Below are 20,406 nucleotides of genomic sequence, written 5' to 3'. Positions count from 1 at the left end.
AACTCAGCAGTGAAACCGATCAGCGCCGATGGTAGTGTGGGGTCTCCCCATGCGAGAGTAGGTCATCGTCAGGCACCTATTCCGAGAAAACCCCGAGCTCAATGAGCTCGGGGTTTTTTCATGGTGGGCCAAGCGTTATCGACAGGGAAGAATGGCCCGCCCTGGTTCGGTGCGAATCGTCGTTCGCGCCTCCCGCTATGCGTTGCCCCATATGACAACGCCCCCGTCTCTCTCGAGGTGGGGGCGTTTTGGTGTGGGCGTATGAAGTGTGGCGCATGAAACCTGACTTCCCCCTGATCAAGGTCCACCTGGCCTTCCCTCTGGTTTCGGTCCAACCAGAACGTGAGCAACCGCTCCCTCATGCACACTGCTGGCGAAGCGCAGCGGGGCAGGGCGACGGAGCGCAGCCGGCCGGGAGAGGCATGGCGATACGGTTGGGCCTCGCCACGCCGCACCGGAAGGGGAGGGGCGCCCCCTGACAGGCCATCGACTCACGCGCGGGCTCAGGGAGCGGCGCGCGCCGCCCGCGGGGAGCGTGGGGTAGCGACTCGGGACTTCAGCGCGATACGGCGCCGATCTGGCGCCCCGGTGTCCGTCTCGTCGAGGTCGACGCTTGTGGCCTTCGGGTCGGCTGAGAAGGGCCCTTTCGGCGATCGCGTGGCGGTCTCACCCGTTTGTCGGGGGCGCGATCGCCGCGCCGCGATTTCCGGGGCCTGCTCCCATCCGCTAGAATGGCCCATTTCCCGTCTGGGGCATGAGCATGACCATCGGTGACCTGATCCGCCTGTTGAGCGACGGCGAGTTCCACTCCGGCGAGCAGCTGGGAGTGAAGCTTGGCGTCTCGCGGGCGGCGGTATGGAAACAGCTGCAGAAACTGGAGTCCCTGGGCATCCCCATGGAGGCGGTGAAGGGTCAGGGCTATCGCCTGGTCGAACGCCTGGAGCTGCTCGACGGGCGCGCCGTGGTGGCGGGCCTGTCCCGGGAGGCTCGTCCCCACCTGACGCGCCTGTTCGTCGAGGAGACCCTGCCCTCGAGCAATGCCTACCTGCGCGAACGGTTCGCGCAGGGCGCCGGGCATGGTGAGGTCTGCCTGGTGGAGCAGCAGAGCGAAGGGCGCGGGCGTCGAGGGCGCACCTGGGTGACGCCCTGGGGGCGGACCCTGATGCTCTCGATCGGCTGGCGGGTAGAGGCAGGGGTGGCCGCCCTGGAGGGGCTGAGCCTGGCCCTCGGCGTGGTGCTGGCCCGGGTCCTCGAGCGTCACGGTGCCACTCCCCGGCTCAAGTGGCCCAACGACGTGCTGCTGAAGGGGCGCGACGGGGAGCTGGGCAAGCTCGCGGGCATCCTGGTCGAGATCAGCGGTGACGCCGCCGGGCCTTGCGAGGTGGTGGTCGGCATGGGCATCAACGTCGACCTGCCCCAGGCGTTTCGCGAGAGCATCGATCAGCCCGTGGCCGCGGTGCACGACCAGGCGCCGGGGCTGTCGCGCAATGCCCTGGCCGCGGCGCTGCTGAACGAGCTGCTGCCCCTGCTGGCGGGCTTCGAGCAGCAGGGCTTTGCCGCCTGGCAGGATGACTGGAACGCACGGCACGCCTATGCCGGCTGCGAGGTGGAGATCCTGCAGCGAGGCGAGCGTGAATCGGCGGTTGCCGGCGACGTGGATGAGGCCGGCAATCTCTGGGTGCGGCAGGGCGAGCGGCAGCGGCGGCTCGCCGGCGGTGAAATCAGCGTGCGGAGACGGGCATGATCCTGGACCTGGATATTGGCAATACCCTGTCGAAGTGGCGACTCAAGGATGGTGACAGCAGCGAGATCCGCTCGCGCGGGGCGGTCTGGACCCGCGAGGAGTGGCGACCCGGCGCCGATATCCCCGACCTCGACGTGGTCGAGGCGGTGCGCATCTCCAGCGTGGCGCGCCGGGCGGTCCTGGAGGAGACGGTGGCGCTGCTGCGCCGCCGGGTCGGCACCGTCCACGTGGCGCGCTCCACCCCCGAGGCCCTGGGCGTCGCCAACGGCTATGAGGAGCCCGGCAAGCTGGGTGTCGATCGCTGGATGGGGGCCCTGGCGGGCTACCAGCTGGCAGGCGGCTGCTGCGCGGTGGATTGCGGCAGCGCCATCACCGTCGATTTCGTGCTGCCCGGCGGGCGACACCTTGGGGGCTATATCCTGCCGGGACTGCGCCTGATGAAGGAGAGCCTGAAACTCGGCACCCGCAACGTGGCCATCGATCCGGACAGCGAGGCGGAAGAGCTGCTCGAGCCGGGGCGGCGTACGGTCGAGGCAGTCAATCACGGCATCTACATGGCGGCGGTCAGCGCGGTCAATCGCATCTACAGCGAGGTGTGTGACCAGCAGGACGTCGCCCTGCCCATGCTGCTGACCGGGGGCGATGCGCGGGTGGTGTCGCGAGGCATCCAGGTGCCCCATGCGGTGTGGCCGGACATGGTCTATGGGGGGCTCGAGGCTTGTTTCCCGCTGACGGCGGCGGAGCGGGCCGGCCGGCTCTCCGGGGCGCCGCAGGTGCCCTCGCCGGTGGCGATGGAAAAGATACGGGCGGCGCTTGCATTCTCGATGCTGCTTTGACAGAATGCGTCGCGTTCCGGGAAGACGCGTCGGCACGTCCGGCACGCCGTATCAAGAGCCTGATAAATCAGAGGCTTGACACCGGAAGCAAAGGCGGTAGAATACATCGCCAGTTGGAGGGGTTCCCGAGTGGCCAAAGGGAGCAGACTGTAAATCTGCCGCGAAAGCTTCGAAGGTTCGAATCCTTCCCCCTCCACCAAGTTTAGCCGCATGCGATGCGTCGGGTGCTGGCAGCAAGAGTGGGTAGGCGGGCATAGTTCAATGGTAGAACCTCAGCCTTCCAAGCTGATGATGCGGGTTCGATCCCCGCTGCCCGCTCCAGGTATCGAAGCTTGATGCCACGAGTTGTGCTCATGTAGCTCAGGGGTAGAGCACACCCTTGGTAAGGGTGAGGTCGACGGTTCAAATCCGTCCATGAGCTCCATATCGAGAAGGCGAGCCGCGGCTCGCCTTTTCTTTTTCTCCCTCGGGGCGACAATGTGTCGGGGGAGGGGTTGCCAGGCGAAGCACCTTTCGCTATTATGGCGCCCGCTGTCGTGCAGGCCGCCTGCAAAGGGCGGTTGCGGAAGCAGATACAGGCCAGTAGCTCAATTGGCAGAGCAGCGGTCTCCAAAACCGCAGGTTGGGGGTTCGATTCCCTCCTGGCCTGCCAGTCTTCCCCAGGCTGGCGATATCTCATATACTTTCATGTTTCGATTGCCGCACCCTGAGGAGTCTCGTTTTCATGAAGCATAACGCCGAGGTGCAGGAGTCGCGCCACGACGGGCTCAAGTGGGCGGTTATCGTCACTCTGCTGGTCCTTGCCGTGGTCGGCAATACCTATTTTGCCGATCAGGCACTTCTCTATCGTGTGCTCGGTGTCGTCGTGCTCAGCGTGGCGGCGGCGCTGGTGGCGCTGACCACGGCCAAGGGTCGTGATCTGCTCGAGCTCGCCAGGAGTGCGAAGAAGGAAATTCAGCGCGTCGTCTGGCCGACACGGCCCGAGACCATCCAGACCACCGCCATCGTGCTGGTGGCCGTGCTGGTGGTCGGGCTGATGCTCTGGCTCATCGATACCCTTCTTGGCTGGGCGATGTCCGGCGTCATCGGTTAGGAGTTTACATGTCCAAGCGTTGGTATGTCGTCCACGCCTACTCCGGCTTCGAAAAGCATGTCATGCGCTCGCTTACCGAGCGCGTGAAGATGTATGGCATGGAGGACCGCTTCGGCGAGATCCTGGTGCCTACCGAAGAAGTCGTCGAGGTGCGTGACGGCAAGCGTCGCAAGAGCGAGCGCAAGTTCTATCCCGGCTACGTGCTGGTCGAGATGGAAATGGATGACGAGACCTGGCACCTGGTCAACGAGACCCCCCGCGTCATGGGGTTCATCGGCGGTACCAAGGAGAAGCCGGCGCCCATCACCCAGCGTGAGGCCGATGCGATCCTCAGCCGGGTGAAGGATGGCACCGACAAGCCGCGGCCCAAGACACTGTTCGAGCCGGGTCAGTCGGTTCGCGTCACCGACGGGCCCTTCGCCGACTTCAATGGCGTCGTCGAAGAGGTCAACTACGACAAGAGCCGCGTGCAGGTCAGCGTGCTGATCTTCGGCCGCTCCACGCCCGTCGAGCTGGAGTTTGCCCAGGTCGAGAAGGAATAACCTTCCGGCCTCATCGTTTTCGTGGCGGCCACCTGCGGGTGGTCGTGTAACCCGGGGAGCCGCAAGGCGCTACTACCCAACTGGAGTCCATCATGGCCAAGAAAGTACAGGCTTACATCAAGCTGCAGGTGGCAGCCGGCAAGGCCAACCCGAGCCCCCCCGTGGGCCCGGCGCTGGGTCAGCACGGTGTCAACATCATGGAGTTCTGCAAGGCGTTCAACGCCGCGACGCAGGACATCGAGGTCGGCCTGCCGACCCCCGTGGTCATCACCGTCTACTCCGACCGCAGCTTCACCTTCGTCACCAAGACCCCGCCCGCGGCGGTCCTGCTGAAGAAGGCTGCTGGCATCAAGTCCGGCTCCGGTGAGCCGAACAAGACCAAGGTCGGTACCGTGACCCGCGAACAGCTCGAAGAGATCGCCAAGACCAAGGAGCCGGATCTGACGGCTGCCGATCTCGACGCCGCGGTGCGTACCATTGCCGGTAGTGCCCGTAGCATGGGCCTGAACGTGGAGGGTCTCTGATCATGGCTAAACTGTCCAAGCGCGCACAGCAGATTCGCGAGAAGGTTGACGCCAACAAGGCCTACTCCCTCGACGAGGCCGTGGCTCTGCTCTCCGAGCTCTCCACCGTCAAGTTCAAGGAATCCCTGGACGTCGCCATCAATCTCGGCGTCGATCCGCGGAAATCCGACCAGGTCGTGCGTGGCGCCACCGTCATGCCCAATGGTACCGGCAAGGACGTGCGTGTCGCCGTCTTTACTCAGGGTGCCAATGCCGAAGCCGCCAAGGAAGCCGGCGCTGACATCATCGGCATGGATGACCTGGCCGAGCAGGTCAAGAAGGGCCAGCTCGACTTCGACGTGGTCATCGCCTCGCCGGACGCCATGCGCGTCGTCGGTCAGCTGGGCCAGATCCTCGGTCCGCGTGGCCTGATGCCGAACCCCAAGGTCGGGACCGTGACGCCGGACGTCGCCACCGCGGTCAAGAACGCCAAGGCCGGTCAGGTGCGCTTCCGTACCGACAAGAACGGCATCATCCATACCACTCTGGGCAAGGTCGACTTCGACGCCGCCGCCATCCGGGGCAACCTGGAAGCGCTGGTCTCCGACCTGAAGCGGCTCAAGCCGAGCACGTCCAAGGGTATCTATTTCAAGAAGTTCACCGTGTCCACCACCATGGGCCCGGGTCTTACCATCGATCATTCCGCCCTGGTCTAACCGGGCGTCGATCGAACGATTGCAGGAACTTTGCGGTCCCCGTGCCGGGCTATCCTCGCCGGCGGGGCACCGTCAAAGACCGCAGGTGCCGCTCCTTTCCGGAGGTGCGGCTTAATCTTCCCTCGGGGAGGCCTGCGCAGATGGTGTGGCCGCCAGATCTCTGGTGAGCACCATCACCCAGGACTCCCGACCTCCGGTCGGGAGAGATGGTAACCACCGGAATCCTCTCGCGAGGTTCCGGCACGAAGGAGTGATCACTGTGCCACTAGCACTCGAAGGCAAGAAGGCAATCGTTGCCGAGGTCAGTGAAGCGGCCAAGGATGCTCTCTCCGTCGTAGTTGCCGACTCTCGTGGCGTCGCGGTCAGCGCGATGACCGACCTGCGCAAGCAGGCCCGCGAGAACGGCGTGCAGATCCGTGTTGTGCGCAACACCCTGGCACGCCGCGCCCTGTCCGGAACTCCCTGGGAGATTCTGGACGAGACCTTCTCCGGTCCGACCATGCTGGCCTTCTCCTACGAGCACCCGGGCGCCGCCGCCCGTCTGTTCAAGGAGTTCGCCAAGGGTCAGAAGGAGTTTGAGGTCAAGGCGCTGGCCTACGAAGGTGAGCTGATCCCGGCAAGCGACATCGACCGTCTGGCAACCCTGCCGACCTACGATGAGGCGATCGCCAAGCTGATGTCCGTCATGAAGGAAGCTTCTGCCGGCAAGCTGGTCCGTACCCTCGCTGCGCTGCGCGACCAGAAGCAGGAAGAGGCCGCCTGAACGGCGAACTCTTGCGCTCAGCCTGAATCGAACATTGAATCCCCGAGCCATCGCGATGCCGAGGCTCCCGCAAAGTTAGGAATCTAGACAATGGCACTGACCAAAGAAGACATCATCAACGCCGTCGCCGACATGTCCGTGATGGAAGTGGCCGAGCTGATCGAGGCCATGGAAGAGAAGTTCGGTGTCTCTGCTGCCGCTGCCGTCGTGGCCGGCCCGGGTGGCGCTGAAGCCGCCGTCGAGGAAGAGCAGACCGAATTCGACCTGGTGCTGACCGGCGCAGGCGACAAGAAGGTCAACGTCATCAAGGCCGTCCGCGAGATCACTGGCCTGGGCCTGAAGGAAGCCAAGGGTGCCGTCGACGGCGCACCGGCGACCATCAAGGAAGCCATGTCCAAGGACGACGCCGAAGAGGCGAAGAAGAAGCTGGAAGAAGCCGGCGCGAGCGTGGAGCTCAAGTAACCCTTGTGCCCATGGCTTCACGCGCTGCGTAAGCTTCCACGGCTGGTGGCGGGTCACCCGCTGCCGGCCTTTTTCTGTTGTAACTAGACGGTCGCCCTCGGGCTACCGCTAGCCGAATTCCGACGGCGAGCCTCCTGGTGGAGGCTTGCCGTCAGCGCCTGACGGAGCCGTACCCGTCGGGTGACGCCGACACGCATCGGTCACCCATGGTGAACAAGCTGGGGAATACAGATGGCTTACTCATACACTGAGAAAAAACGCATCCGCAAGGATTTCGGCAAACTGCCCCAAGTGATGGATGTGCCTTACCTGCTGGCCATCCAGCTTGATTCCTACTACGAGTTTCTCCAGCAGGATCGCTCACCCGAAGAACGCATGGAGATCGGCCTGCACGCCGCCTTCAAGTCGGTCTTTCCGATCGCGAGCTTCTCCGGCAACGCGGCCCTTGAGTATGTCAGCTACCGTTTCGGCACCCCGGCCTTCGACGTCAAGGAGTGCCAGCTGCGTGGCGTCACCTATTCGGCCCCCCTGCGCGTCAAGGTCCGCCTGATCATCTATGATAAGGATTCGTCGAACAAGGCGATCAAGGACATCAAGGAGCAGGAAGTCTACATGGGGGAAATCCCCCTGATGACCGAGAACGGTACCTTCGTCATCAACGGTACCGAGCGGGTCATCGTCTCACAGCTGCACCGTTCGCCCGGCGTGTTCTTCGACCATGACAAGGGCAAGAGCCACTCGTCCGGCAAGCTGCTCTACTCGGCCCGCGTGATTCCCTACCGCGGCTCCTGGCTCGACTTCGAGTTCGATCCCAAGGACAGCGTCTTCGTGCGCATCGACCGTCGCCGCAAGCTGCCGGCCACGGTGCTGCTGCACGCCCTGGGCATGAGCGCCGAGCAGATCCTCGCCGAGTTCTTCGAGTTCAGCACCTTCCACATCGAGAAGTCCGGCTTCTCCGTGGAGCTGGTGCCGTCGCGCCTGCGCGGCGAGACCGCGACCTTCGACATCAAGGATGGCGAAGGCAACGTCATCGTCGAAGAGGGCCGCCGGGTCACCCAGAAGCATATCCGCCAGCTGGAGAAGGCCGGCCTCGAGCGCCTCGACGTGCCGATGGACTACCTCTTCGGCAAGACCCTGGCCAAGGATCAGGTCGATCCCAACACCGGTGAGCTGATCTGCTCCTGCAACAGCGAGATCACCCCGGAACTGCTGGAGAAGCTCGGCCAAGCCGGCGTCACCACCCTCGAGACCCTCTACACCAACGATCTCGACTGTGGTCCCTTCATCTCCGACACCCTCAAGCTGGACACCACCGGGTCCCGCCTCGAGGCGCTGGTCGAGATCTATCGCATGATGCGCCCCGGCGAGCCGCCCACCAAGGAGGCCGCCGAGACGCTGTTCACCAACCTGTTCTTCAGCGAAGACCGCTACGACCTGTCGGGCGTGGGCCGCATGAAGTTCAACCGTCGCCTGCGTCGCGACAGCGACACCGGCTCCGGCGTCCTCGACCAGCGCGACATCCTCGATGTGCTGCGCGAGATGATCGCCATCCGTAACGGCTTCGGCGACGTCGACGACATCGACCACCTGGGCAACCGCCGCATCCGCTGCGTCGGCGAGATGGCCGAGAACCAGTTCCGCGTGGGCCTGGTGCGCGTCGAGCGCGCGGTCAAGGAACGCCTCTCCATGGCCGAGAGCGAAGGCCTGATGCCCCAGGACCTGATCAACGCCAAGCCGGTCGCGGCGGCGGTGAAGGAGTTCTTCGGTTCCAGCCAGCTCTCCCAGTTCATGGACCAGAACAACCCGCTCTCCGAGGTCACCCACAAGCGCCGTGTCTCCGCGCTTGGGCCGGGCGGCCTGACCCGCGAGCGGGCCGGCTTCGAGGTGCGTGACGTTCACGCCACCCACTACGGCCGTCTGTGCCCGATCGAGACGCCGGAAGGCCCGAACATCGGCCTGATCAACTCGCTGGCCACCTACAGCCACACCAACAGCTACGGTTTCCTCGAGACGCCGTACCGCAAGGTCGTGGACAGCCAGGTGACCGATGACGTGGTGCACCTCTCGGCGATCGAGGAGGGCGACTTCGTCATCGCCCAGGCCTCCGCCACCGTGGACGAGGGCAACAAGCTGGTCGACGACCTGGTGCAGGTGCGTCACCGCGGCGAGACCACCTTCATGCGTCCCGAGCAGGTCACCCTGATGGACGTGTCACCGCGCCAGGTGGTGTCCGTGGCCGCGGCCCTGATCCCCTTCCTCGAGCACGATGACGCCAACCGCGCCCTGATGGGGGCGAACATGCAGCGTCAGGCGGTGCCGACCCTGCGTGCCGACAAGCCCCTGGTGGGTACCGGCATGGAGCGCTTCGTGGCCCGTGACTCCGGCGTGTGCGAAGTGGCGCGCCGTGGCGGCGTGATCGACTCGGTCGATGCCAAGCGCATCGTGGTACGGGTCAGCGAGGACGAGATCATCGGCGGCGAGGCCGGCGTCGATATCTACAACCTGACCAAGTACCTGCGCTCGAACCAGAACACCTGCCAGAACCAGCGCCCGATCGTGCGCCCCGGTGACCGGGTGAGCCGCGGTGACATCCTGGCCGACGGTCCCTCCGTGGACATGGGCGACCTGGCCCTGGGTCAGAACATGCGCATCGCCTTCATGCCGTGGAACGGCTACAACTTCGAGGACTCCATCCTGCTCTCCGAGCGGGCGGTCCAGGAAGACCGTTTCACCACCATCCACATCCAGGAGCTGACCTGCGTCTCCCGCGACACCAAGCTGGGGCCGGAGGAGATCACCTCCGACATCCCCAACGTCGGCGAGTCGGCGCTGGGCAAGCTGGATGAGGCCGGCGTGGTCTACATCGGTGCCGAGGTCGGCGCGGGCGACATCCTGGTCGGTAAGGTCACGCCCAAGGGCGAGACCCAGCTGACGCCGGAAGAGAAGCTGCTGCGTGCGATCTTCGGCGAGAAGGCCTCCGACGTGAAGGACACCTCCCTGCGTGCCCCGACCGGCATGAAGGGCACCGTCATCGACGTCCAGGTCTTCACCCGTGACGGCGTGGAGAAGGACTCCCGTGCGCTGTCCATCGAGCAGATGCAGCTCGATGAGGTCCGCAAGGACCTGCAGGAGACCTACCGTATCGCCGAGGATGCCACCTTCGAGCGCCTGCAGCGCACCCTCGTCGGTCAGGCCGTCAATGGCGGGCCGAAGCTGAAGAAGGGCGACGTGCTCTCCGACAGCTACCTCGAGGAGCTGCCGCGTCAGCAGTGGTTCAAGCTGCGCATGCAGGACGAGACGCTCAACGAGCTGCTGGCCCAGGCCGACGAACAGCTCGAGAACCGTCGCAAGGAGATGGACGAGCGGTTCGAGGACAAGAAGCGCAAGCTCACCCAGGGCGACGATCTGGCGCCGGGCGTGCTCAAGATCGTCAAGGTCTACCTGGCGATCAAGCGCCGCCTGCAGCCGGGCGACAAGATGGCCGGCCGTCACGGTAACAAGGGTGTCATCTCGGCGATCATGCCGATCGAGGACATGCCCTTCGACGGCTACGGCGAGCCCATCGACGTGGTGTTGAACCCGCTGGGCGTACCGTCGCGGATGAACGTCGGTCAGATCCTCGAGACCCACCTGGGCATGGCCGCCCGAGGCCTCGGCGTGAAGATCGAGCACATGCTGCGCGACGCCCGTGAGCAGCAGGTCGGTCAGATCCGCGAGTTCCTCGGCCAGGTCTACAACGCCAGCGAGGGCACCCGCGTCGAGAATCTCGACCTGCTCTCCGACGAGGAGGTGATCGCTCTGGCGAAGAACCTCAAGGGCGGCGTGCCGATGGCCACGCCGGTGTTCGACGGCGCCCAGGAGGGCGAGATCAAACACCTGCTGCGCCTCGCCGACCTGCCGGATTCCGGTCAGACGACCCTGTACGACGGGCGTACCGGTGACGCCTTCGACCGCCCGGTCACGGTGGGCTACATGTACATGCTGAAGCTCAACCACCTCGTGGATGACAAGATGCACGCGCGTTCCACCGGCTCCTACTCGCTGGTCACTCAGCAGCCGCTGGGCGGCAAGGCGCAGTTCGGGGGTCAGCGCTTCGGGGAGATGGAGGTCTGGGCCCTGGAGGCCTACGGCGCGGCCTATACGCTCCAGGAGATGCTCACGGTCAAGTCCGACGACGTGGAGGGTCGCACCAAGATGTACAAGAGCATCGTGGACGGCGACCACACCATGCAGGCGGGCATGCCGGAATCCTTCAACGTGCTGGTGAAGGAAATCCGCTCGCTGGGTATCGATATCGAGCTGGAAAGCTGAGGCCGTACCGCCTGCGCTTCACAGAATGACGGTCCGCGGGGGTGGCAACGCCCCCGCCCATGACAACTCCGCAACGGAGCCGACCCCATGAAAGATTTGGTGAAAGTCCTCAAATCGCAGTCGCAGTCCGAAGAGTTCGACGCGATCAAGATCACGCTGGCGTCGCCGGACATGATCCGCAGCTGGTCCTACGGCGAGGTCAAGAAGCCGGAGACCATCAACTACCGTACCTTCAAGCCGGAGCGGGATGGCCTGTTCTGCGCCAAGATCTTCGGCCCGGTGAAGGATTACGAGTGCCTGTGCGGCAAGTACAAGCGCATGAAGCACCGCGGCATCATCTGCGAGAAGTGCGGCGTCGAGGTGACCAAGGCCGCGGTACGCCGCGAGCGCATGGGCCACATCGAGCTGGCGAGCCCCGTCGCGCACATCTGGTTCCTGAAGTCGCTACCGTCGCGTATCGGCATGTTCCTCGACATGACCCTGCGCGACATCGAGCGCGTGCTCTACTTCGAGAGCTTCATGGTCATCGATCCGGGCATGACCACCCTCGAGCGCGGCCAGCTGCTCAACGACGAGCAGTACTTCGAGGCCCTCGAGGAGTTCGGTGACGACTTCGACGCCCGCATGGGTGCCGAGGCGGTCCAGGCGCTGCTCAAGGACATCGATCTCGAGGAGGAGATCGGTCGTCTGCGCGAGGAGATCCCGCAGACCAACTCCGAGACCAAGATCAAGAAGCTCTCCAAGCGCCTCAAGCTGCTCGAGGCCTTCCAGGGCTCGGGCAACGACCCGGCGTGGATGGTCATGGAGGTGCTGCCGGTGCTGCCGCCGGACCTGCGTCCGCTGGTGCCGCTGGACGGTGGCCGCTTCGCGACCTCCGATCTCAACGATCTGTACCGTCGCGTGATCAACCGCAACAACCGCCTCAAGCGGCTGCTCGACCTCAATGCGCCGGACATCATCGTGCGCAACGAGAAGCGCATGCTGCAGGAGTCGGTGGATGCGCTGCTCGACAACGGTCGTCGCGGCCGGGCCATCACCGGGTCCAACAAGCGCCCGCTGAAGTCGCTCGCCGACATGATCAAGGGCAAGCAGGGACGTTTCCGTCAGAACCTGCTGGGCAAGCGCGTGGACTACTCCGGCCGCTCGGTGATCACCGTCGGTCCGACCCTGCGTCTGCACCAGTGTGGCCTGCCGAAGAAGATGGCGCTGGAGCTGTTCAAGCCGTTCATCTACTCCAAGCTGCAGTCTCTCGGCTACGCCTCCACCATCAAGGCCGCCAAGAAGATGGTCGAGCGCGAGTTGCCGGAGGTGTGGGACATCCTCGCCGACGTCATCCGCGAGCACCCCGTGCTGCTCAACCGCGCCCCGACCCTGCACCGCCTCGGCATCCAGGCCTTCGAGCCGCTGCTGATCGAGGGCAAGGCGATCCAGCTGCACCCGCTGGTGTGTGCCGCCTACAACGCCGACTTCGACGGTGACCAGATGGCGGTGCACGTGCCGCTGACCCTGGAAGCCCAGCTCGAAGCCCGCGCGCTGATGATGGCCACCAACAACGTGCTGTCACCGGCCAACGGCGAGCCGATCATCGTGCCGTCCCAGGACGTGGTGCTGGGTCTGTACTACATGACCCGCGAGCGCATCAACGCCAATGGCGAGGGCATGGTATTCTCCGGCCTCGACGAGGTGGAGCGTGCCTTCGGCACCCAGAACGTGGCCATGCATGCCCGCGTCAAGGTCCGCCTGGACGAGGTCGAGATCGACGAGGAGACCGGTGAGAAGAGCGAGCATCGCCGCATCTACGACACCACCGTCGGTCGCGCGCTGCTGTTCCGCATCCTCCCCGATGGCGTGCCCTTCGAGCTGGTCGACCAGCCGATGAAGAAGAAGGCCATCTCCAAGCTGATCAACGAGGTGTATCGCCGCGCGGGCCTCAAGCCGGCGGTGATCTTCGCCGACCAGCTGATGTACACCGGCTTCCGCATGGCCACCTGGTCCGGCGCCTCCATCGGCGTCAACGACTTCGTCATCCCGGACGAGAAGGCCGAGATCGTCGAGGCGGCCGAGGACGAGGTGAAGGAGATCGAGGACCAGTTCTCCTCCGGTCTCGTCACCGCCGGCGAGAAGTACAACAAGGTCATCGACATCTGGGCCCGGGCCAACGACCAGGTCGCCAAGGCGATGATGACCGGTATCTCCAAGGAGACCGTGGTGGACCGCGAGGGCAAGGAGGTCGAGCAGGACTCCTTCAACAGCGTCTTCATCATGGCCGACTCCGGCGCCCGGGGTAGTGCCGCCCAGATCCGCCAGCTGGCGGGCATGCGTGGCCTGATGGCCAAGCCGGACGGCTCGATCATCGAGACGCCGATCGTCGCGAACTTCCGCGAAGGCCTGAACGTCCTGCAGTACTTCATCTCGACCCACGGCGCGCGTAAGGGCCTGGCGGATACGGCCCTCAAGACGGCCAACTCCGGTTACCTGACGCGTCGCCTGGTCGACGTGGCCCAGGACATGGTCATCACCGAGCCGGACTGCGGCACCGAGAACGGCCTGACCCTGCACCCGGTCATCGAGGGCGGCGACATCATCGTCTCCCTGGCCCAGCGCGTGCTCGGCCGCGTGGTCGCCCAGGACGTGGTCGATCCGGCCACCGACGAGGTGCTGATCCCGCGCGACACCCTGCTTGACGAGGCCTGGTGTGCCGAGCTCGACACCATGGGCGTCGACGAGATCGTGGTGCGCTCGACCATCACCTGCCAGACCGCCCACGGCGTCTGCTCGTCCTGTTACGGTCGCGACCTGGCGCGCGGTCACCAGGTGAACATCGGCGAATCCGTCGGCGTCATCGCCGCCCAGTCGATCGGCGAGCCGGGTACCCAGCTGACCATGCGGACCTTCCACATCGGCGGCGCGGCCTCACGGGCCTCCGCGGTGGACAGCGTCCAGGTCAAGCACGGCGGTAAGGTGCGCCTGCACAACATCAAGCACGTCGAGCGCGGCGACGGCAAGCTGGTGGTGGTCTCCCGTTCCAGCGCCCTGGCCGTCGCCGACGACCACGGCCGCGAGCGCGAGTACTACAAGCTGCCCTACGGCGCCGAACTGGACGTCCGTGACGGCGACCTGGTCGAGGCCGGCCAGGCCGTGGCCAAGTGGGATCCGCACACCCACCCGATCATCGCCGAGGCCGAGGGCCAGGTGCAGTACGCCGACCTCGACGAAGGCGTGACCATGCACCGCAGCGTGGACGAGATGACCGGCCTCTCCTCCATCGAGGTGATCGAGTCGGCGGCGCGTCCCATGGCGGGCCGCGACAAGCGCCCGCTGATCATGCTCACCGATGCGGCGGGCAAGGCGGTCACCGTCAGCGGTTCCGACACCCCGGTCCAGTACCCGCTGCCCGGCAAGGCGATCATCACCGCCGACAACGGCGCGCGTATCGGCGTCGGTGAGGTCGTGGCGCGTATCCCGGTCGAGGCGACCGGTAACAAGGACATCACCGGTGGTCTGCCGCGCGTCGCCGACCTGTTCGAGGCGCGCAAGCCGAAGGAGCCGGCGATCCTCGCCGAGATCAGCGGCGTGATCAGCTTCGGCAAGGAGACCAAGGGCAAGCGTCGTCTGACGATCACCCCGGAAGCCGGCGATCCGTTCGAGATGCTGATCCCGAAGTGGCGCCAGATCGCGGTCTTCGAGGGCGAGTCGGTGGAGAAGGGCGAGGTCATCTCCGATGGCCCGAGCAATCCGCACGACATCCTGCGCCTGCTGGGTATCGCCGAGCTGGCCAAGTACATCACCGCCGAGGTGCAGGACGTCTACCGCCTGCAGGGCGTGGGCATCAACGACAAGCACATCGAAGTGATCGTGCGTCAGATGCTGCGCAAGGTGGAGATCACCGACGCCGGCGACAGCGACTTCATTCCGGGCGATCAGGCCGAGCTGGTGCGCGTGCTCGAGCAGAACGCCCGCCTGGAGCAGCAAGAGAAGTTCCCGGCCAAGTACCAGCGGCTGCTGCTGGGTATCACCAAGGCGAGTCTCGCCACCGAGTCGTTCATCTCCGCGGCCTCCTTCCAGGAGACCACGCGGGTGCTGACCGAGGCGGCGGTGACCGGCAAGCGTGACTACCTGCGCGGCCTGAAGGAGAACGTGGTGGTGGGTCGTCTGATCCCGGCCGGTACCGGCCTCACCCACCACGCGGAGCGTCGCCGCAAGCGTGAAGACGCCGAGCGGATGCTCCACCCGTCGGCCTACGACGTCGAGCAGGAGTTGGGCGCCCAGCTCACCGCGCTGGACTCGGACGACGACGAGATCTGACGTTTGCGTCGCTGCCTGCGCCCTCCCGGGGGCGCAGGCTTGACGACGTGGCGCGTCAGCCATTAAAATGCGCAGCCTTTAACAGTGGGGCGGGTGCGCCCGCACCCGCTGATTAAGGTAAGGCAACCCATTGGAGTCAGCTACACACCATGGCAACGATTAATCAGCTCGTGCGCAAGCCGCGCAAGCGTCAGGCCGCCAAGAGCGACGTGCCTGCGCTGCAGGCCTGCCCGCAACGTCGCGGTGTCTGCACCCGCGTCTACACCACCACCCCGAAGAAGCCGAACTCCGCACTGCGTAAAGTGTGCCGTGTTCGTCTGACCAACGGCTACGAGGTCTCCTCGTACATCGGTGGTGAAGGCCACAACCTTCAGGAGCACTCCGTGGTCCTGATCCGCGGCGGTCGTGTAAAGGACCTTCCCGGTGTGCGTTATCACACCGTGCGTGGCGCCCTGGATACCTCCGGCGTGCAGAACCGTAAGCAGGGCCGTTCCAAGTACGGCACCAAGCGTCCGAAGGCCTGATCGGCCTCGCACGCAGCAGTCACCCTATTTTGACCACGGTCTGATAAGAGTAAGGTCGAGCACGGTCTATCGCATGGCGAAGATCGCGCGTCTCGGGTTTACCTGAAGGATCCTTTGATGAGGGCTTATCATGCCTAGAAGAAGAGTTGCCGCTAAGCGCGAGATCCTGCCGGATCCCAAGTTCGGAAGTGAGCGCCTGGCGAAGTTCATGAACCACCTGATGGTCAGCGGCAAGAAGTCCGTAGCTGAGCGCATCGTCTACGGTGCGCTGGACAGGGTTGCCGAGCGTAGCAAGGAAGAGCCGCTGGAGATCTTCGACAAGGCGCTGGAAACCATCCAGCCCATGGTCGAGGTCAAGTCCCGCCGCGTCGGCGGCGCGACCTATCAGGTGCCCGTGGAAGTTCGCCCCTCGCGCCGTCAGGCTCTGGCCATGCGCTGGCTGGTCGACGCGGCCCGTCGCCGTGGCGAGAAGACCATGGTGCAGCGCCTCGCTGGTGAGATGCTCGATGCCGCCGAAGGCAAGGGCTCGGCCGTCAAGAAGCGTGAAGACGTGCATCGTATGGCAGAAGCCAACAAGGCCTTCTCTCACTACCGCTTCTAAGTGCGTCGTACCCGACGCACCGCCAACCAACGGGGAGTTCCATCGTGGCTCGCAAGACTCCGCTAAATCGCTACCGCAACATCGGCATCGTTGCGCACGTAGACGCCGGCAAGACCACCACCACCGAACGCGTCCTGTTCTACACCGGCCTGTCTCACAAGGTCGGCGAGGTCCATGAGGGCGCTGCCACCATGGACTGGATGGAGCAGGAGCAGGAGCGTGGTATCACCATCACCTCCGCGGCGACCACCTGCTTCTGGCAGGGCATGAACAAGCAGTTCGATGAGCACCGCATCAACATCATCGATACGCCGGGACACGTCGACTTCACCATCGAGGTCGAGCGTTCCCTGCGTGTGCTCGACGGTGCCGTCGTGGTGCTGTGTGGCTCCTCGGGCGTTCAGCCGCAGACCGAGACCGTCTGGCGTCAGGCCAACAAGTACGAAGTCCCGCGCATGGTGTTCGTCAACAAGATGGACCGTACCGGCGCCGACTTCTTCATGGTGATCGACCAGCTGAAGGAGCGTCTCGGTGCCAACACCGTGCCGATCCAGATCAACTGGGGCACCGAGGACGAGTTCAAGGGCGTAATCGACCTCATCCAGATGAAGGCCATTCTCTGGGATGAGAACAACTTCGGGATGAACTACGACCTCGTCGATATCCCGGCCGAGCTCCAGGAGACCGCCGAGAAGTTCCGCGAGGAGATGGTCGAGTCGGCCGCTGAGGCCTCCGAAGAGCTGATGGACAAGTACCTCGAAGAGGGTGACCTGTCCATCGAGGAGATCAAGGCCGGCCTGCGTCGTCGTACCCTCGACAACGAGATCGTCCTGGTCACCTGCGGCTCCGCGTTCAAGAACAAGGGCGTGCAGGCCGTGCTGGATGGCGTCATCGAATACATGCCGTCGCCCACCGAGGTCAAGGCCATCGAAGGCGAGCTGGACGACAAGGACGGCACCATCGCCACCCGCGAGGCTGATGACAAGGCGCCGTTCTCCGCCCTGGCCTTCAAGATCGCCACCGACCCCTTCGTCGGTACCCTGACCTTCATCCGCGTCTACTCGGGCGTGCTGAAGTCGGGCGACAGCGTCTACAACTCCGTCAAGCAGAAGAAGGAGCGCGTCGGTCGTATCGTCCAGATGCACGCCAACTCCCGCGAGGAGATCAAGGAAGTGCTGGCCGGCGACATCGCCGCCTGCATCGGCCTGAAGGACGTTACCACCGGCGACACCCTGTGCGATCTGAACGACAAGATCGTGCTCGAGCGCATGGAGTTCCCGGATCCGGTCATCTCGGTGGCCGTCGAGCCGAAGTCCAAGCCCGACCAGGAAAAGATGGGTATCGCCCTGGGCAAGCTGGCCCAGGAAGATCCCTCCTTCCAGGTGCGCACCGATGAGGAGACGGGTCAGACCATCATCTCCGGCATGGGTGAGCTTCACCTGGATATCCTCGTCGACCGCATGCGTCGCGAGTTCAAGGTCGATGCCAACATCGGCAAGCCGCAGGTGGCCTACCGCGAGACCATTCGCGGCAAGGTCGAGCAGGAAGGCAAGTTCGTCCGCCAGTCCGGTGGTCGCGGCCAGTTCGGTCACGTGTACCTGCGTATCGAACCGCTCACCGCCGAGGACAAGGGCGAAGACGAGGACATGCACTTCAAGTTCGTCTCGGAGATCGTTGGCGGCGTGGTTCCGAAGGAATACGTTCCGGCCGTCGAGAAGGGGGCCTACGAGCAGCTGAAGAACGGTGTCATCGCGGGCTACCCGATGATTGACGTCAAGGTCACGCTGTTCGACGGTTCCTACCATGACGTGGACTCAAACGAGACCGCGTTCAAGGTTGCCTCTTCCATGGCCGTCAAGGAAGGTGCCAGGAAGGCCAAGGCCGTGCTCCTCGAGCCGGTGATGAAGGTCGAGGTCGTGACGCCCGAGGACTTCATGGGTGACGTCATGGGCGATCTGAATCGCCGTCGTGGCCTCGTCCAGGGCATGGATGACACTGCCATGGGCAAGATCATCCGGGCCACGGTACCTCTGGCTGAGATGTTCGGTTATGCGACCGATCTTCGCTCTCAGACCCAGGGCCGCGCAAGCTACGTCATGGAGTTTGCGGACTACGAAGAGGCGCCGTCCAGCGTCGTTGAAGCCGTCATCAACCAGAACGGTTAACCGTTAGCTAACGTAAAGAGGTTATAGCAGTGGCTAAGGCAAAATTTGAACGTTCCAAACCGCATGTCAACGTCGGTACCATCGGTCACGTCGACCACGGCAAGACCACGCTGACTGCGGCCCTGACTCGCGTTTCTGCCGAGGTGTTCGGCGGTGACTGGAGCGAGTTCGACGCCATCGACAACGCCCCGGAAGAGCGTGAGCGCGGTATCACCATCGCCACCTCTCACGTGGAGTACCAGTCCGAGACGCGTCACTACGCGCACGTCGACTGCCCGGGTCACGCCGACTACGTCAAGAACATGATCACCGGTGCCGCCCAGATGGACGGCGCGATCCTGGTCTGTTCCGCTGCCGACGGCCCGATGCCGCAGACTCGCGAGCACATCCTGCTGTCTCGCCAGGTTGGCGTTCCGTTCATCGTCGTGTTCCTGAACAAGGCTGACATGGTCGATGACGAGGAGCTCCTGGAGCTGGTCGAGATGGAAGTTCGTGAACTCCTCGACGAGTACGACTTCCCGGGCGACGACACCCCGATCATCACCGGTTCCGCCCTGATGGCCCTGGAAGGCAAGGACGACAACGGCATGGGTACCACCGCCGTTGCCAACCTGATCAAGGCCCTGGACGAGTACATTCCGGAGCCGGAGCGTGCCATCGACCAGCCGTTCCTGATGCCGATCGAGGACGTCTTCTCCATCTCTGGCCGCGGCACCGTGGTCACCGGTCGCGTCGAGCGCGGCGTGGTCAAGGCTGGCGAAGAAGTCGAGATCGTCGGTATCAAGGACACCGTCAAGACCGTCGTCACTGGCGTCGAGATGTTCCGCAAGCTGCTCGACGAAGGTCGTGCCGGTGAGAACGTCGGCGCGCTGCTGCGCGGCACCAAGCGTGACGACGTCGAGCGTGGCCAGGTCCTGGCCAAGCCGGGCACCATCACCCCGCACACCAAGTTCGAGGCTGAGGTGTACGTGCTGTCCAAGGACGAGGGTGGTCGTCACACTCCGTTCTTCAAGGGCTACCGTCCGCAGTTCTACTTCCGTACCACCGACATCACCGGTACCTGTGAGCTGCCGGAAGGCGTCGAGATGGTCATGCCGGGCGACAACGTCAAGATGGTCGTCAACCTGATCGCTCCGATCGCCATGGACGACGGCCTGCGCTTCGCCATCCGCGAAGGCGGTCGTACCGTCGGCGCCGGCGTCGTGGCCAAGATCATCGAGTAAGCGCTTCGCCGCTTGATCGATCGAAGGGGGCTCCGCCAGGAGCCCCCTTTCTGCGCACCGGAAGTGAGTGTTTGACTCTCACTGCCGGCGTGCCTATAATGCGCATCCTTTGAATGCGTGGGTTGACGGCTCGCGCCGTCAGAATCCATTGGAGTTAGGGCAAATGCAGAACCAGAAGATTCGCATTAGGTTGAAGGCCTTCGACCATCGCCTGATCGACCAGTCCGCCGCGGAGATCGTAGAAACCGCCAAGCGTACCGGCGCCCAGGTCCGTGGTCCGATTCCTCTGCCGACCAATCGCGAGCGTTACACCGTGCTGGTGTCTCCGCACGTCAACAAGGACGCGCGCGATCAGTACGAGATTCGTACCCACAAGCGGGTGCTCGATATCGTCGAGCCCACCGAAAAGACCGTTGATGCCCTGATGAAGCTCGACCTCGCCGCCGGCGTTGACGTGCAGATCAAGCTCGACTGATACCACACTAGACACTCGCGGCCCAGCGTTCGCCCTCTCCTCAGGAAGGTGTCCAGCAGCCGCCGCGCCGGGATGGCGCCACACAACGTGCTAGTGGAATGCTCTGGAAAGGGCAGCCATAGCGGGTGATAGCCCCGTACACT

General features: G+C 64.3%; 15 protein-coding genes, 4 tRNA genes and 1 rRNA gene. All 20 read left to right on the top strand.

Annotated elements, in window-relative coordinates; translation table 11 throughout:
• Positions 1 to 74, top strand: a 5S ribosomal RNA gene (rrf, locus tag ABE957_RS18170); the annotation flags it as partial.
• Between the two features lie 686 nt (positions 75 to 760).
• Entirely contained in the window at positions 761 to 1,744 is a 984-nt protein-coding gene (locus tag ABE957_RS14140; protein WP_349759296.1) for a biotin--[acetyl-CoA-carboxylase] ligase, read from the top strand.
• Positions 1,741 to 2,580 (top strand): type III pantothenate kinase, encoded by an 840-nt coding sequence (locus ABE957_RS14135; RefSeq protein WP_349759295.1) that lies wholly within the window; start codon positions 1,741 to 1,743, stop codon positions 2,578 to 2,580. The genes ABE957_RS14140 and ABE957_RS14135 overlap by 4 nt, the downstream gene beginning before the upstream one ends.
• Positions 2,581 to 2,695: 115 nt before the next feature.
• A tRNA-Tyr gene (locus ABE957_RS14130) sits at positions 2,696 to 2,779 on the top strand.
• A 48-nt stretch (positions 2,780 to 2,827) separates the two neighbouring features.
• Positions 2,828 to 2,901, top strand: a tRNA-Gly gene (locus ABE957_RS14125).
• A 28-nt stretch (positions 2,902 to 2,929) separates the two neighbouring features.
• Positions 2,930 to 3,004, top strand: a tRNA-Thr gene (locus ABE957_RS14120).
• Positions 3,005 to 3,156: 152 nt separating this feature from the next.
• Positions 3,157 to 3,232 (top strand) — tRNA-Trp (locus tag ABE957_RS14115).
• A gap of 72 nt (positions 3,233 to 3,304) precedes the next feature.
• Entirely contained in the window at positions 3,305 to 3,673 is a 369-nt protein-coding gene (secE, locus tag ABE957_RS14110; protein WP_349759294.1) for a preprotein translocase subunit SecE, read from the top strand.
• 8 nt (positions 3,674 to 3,681) lie between these two features.
• Positions 3,682 to 4,215: a transcription termination/antitermination protein NusG gene (gene nusG, locus ABE957_RS14105; protein ID WP_089848276.1), complete on the top strand. Its 534-nt coding sequence runs from the start codon at positions 3,682 to 3,684 to the stop codon at positions 4,213 to 4,215.
• Between the two features lie 92 nt (positions 4,216 to 4,307).
• Positions 4,308 to 4,739, top strand: a complete 432-nt coding sequence (rplK, locus tag ABE957_RS14100) for a 50S ribosomal protein L11 (RefSeq protein ID WP_108447080.1) — start codon at positions 4,308 to 4,310, stop codon at positions 4,737 to 4,739.
• A gap of 2 nt (positions 4,740 to 4,741) precedes the next feature.
• The gene (gene rplA, locus ABE957_RS14095; RefSeq protein ID WP_349759293.1) at positions 4,742 to 5,434 is read left to right on the top strand and encodes a 50S ribosomal protein L1; all 693 of its coding nucleotides are present in this window, start codon (positions 4,742 to 4,744) and stop codon (positions 5,432 to 5,434) included.
• Positions 5,435 to 5,693: 259 nt separating this feature from the next.
• Positions 5,694 to 6,197, top strand: coding sequence for a 50S ribosomal protein L10 (gene rplJ / locus ABE957_RS14090; protein ID WP_071943769.1), 504 nt, complete (start codon positions 5,694 to 5,696; stop codon positions 6,195 to 6,197).
• A gap of 90 nt (positions 6,198 to 6,287) precedes the next feature.
• Positions 6,288 to 6,659 carry a 50S ribosomal protein L7/L12 gene (gene rplL / locus ABE957_RS14085; RefSeq protein ID WP_089848270.1) on the top strand — a complete coding sequence of 124 codons (372 nt, stop codon included), beginning with the start codon at positions 6,288 to 6,290 and terminating at the stop codon, positions 6,657 to 6,659.
• Positions 6,660 to 6,890: 231 nt separating this feature from the next.
• Positions 6,891 to 10,970, top strand: a complete 4,080-nt coding sequence (gene rpoB, locus ABE957_RS14080; RefSeq protein ID WP_349759292.1) for a DNA-directed RNA polymerase subunit beta — start codon at positions 6,891 to 6,893, stop codon at positions 10,968 to 10,970.
• Positions 10,971 to 11,057: 87 nt separating this feature from the next.
• Complete coding sequence (gene rpoC / locus ABE957_RS14075; protein WP_349759291.1) at positions 11,058 to 15,275, top strand: DNA-directed RNA polymerase subunit beta'; 4,218 nt, start codon at positions 11,058 to 11,060, stop codon at positions 15,273 to 15,275.
• 149 nt (positions 15,276 to 15,424) lie between these two features.
• Positions 15,425 to 15,799, top strand: a complete 375-nt coding sequence (rpsL, locus tag ABE957_RS14070; protein ID WP_089848264.1) for a 30S ribosomal protein S12 — start codon at positions 15,425 to 15,427, stop codon at positions 15,797 to 15,799.
• A gap of 130 nt (positions 15,800 to 15,929) precedes the next feature.
• A complete protein-coding gene (gene rpsG / locus ABE957_RS14065) occupies positions 15,930 to 16,400 on the top strand; it encodes a 30S ribosomal protein S7 (protein WP_138181599.1) in 471 nt (156 codons plus the stop codon).
• Positions 16,401 to 16,444: 44 nt separating this feature from the next.
• A complete protein-coding gene (fusA, locus tag ABE957_RS14060; protein WP_349759290.1) occupies positions 16,445 to 18,565 on the top strand; it encodes an elongation factor G in 2,121 nt (706 codons plus the stop codon).
• Positions 18,566 to 18,594: 29 nt separating this feature from the next.
• Positions 18,595 to 19,788, top strand: a complete 1,194-nt coding sequence (gene tuf / locus ABE957_RS14055) for an elongation factor Tu (protein WP_349759289.1) — start codon at positions 18,595 to 18,597, stop codon at positions 19,786 to 19,788.
• Between the two features lie 163 nt (positions 19,789 to 19,951).
• Positions 19,952 to 20,263, top strand: coding sequence for a 30S ribosomal protein S10 (rpsJ, locus tag ABE957_RS14050; RefSeq protein WP_045990862.1), 312 nt, complete (start codon positions 19,952 to 19,954; stop codon positions 20,261 to 20,263).
• Positions 20,264 to 20,406: the final 143 nt, after the last annotated feature.

Source organism: Halomonas pelophila, assembly GCF_040196315.1.
Lineage (GTDB): Bacteria > Pseudomonadota > Gammaproteobacteria > Pseudomonadales > Halomonadaceae > Halomonas > Halomonas pelophila.
This window is presented reverse-complemented; position numbering and strand designations above follow the sequence as displayed.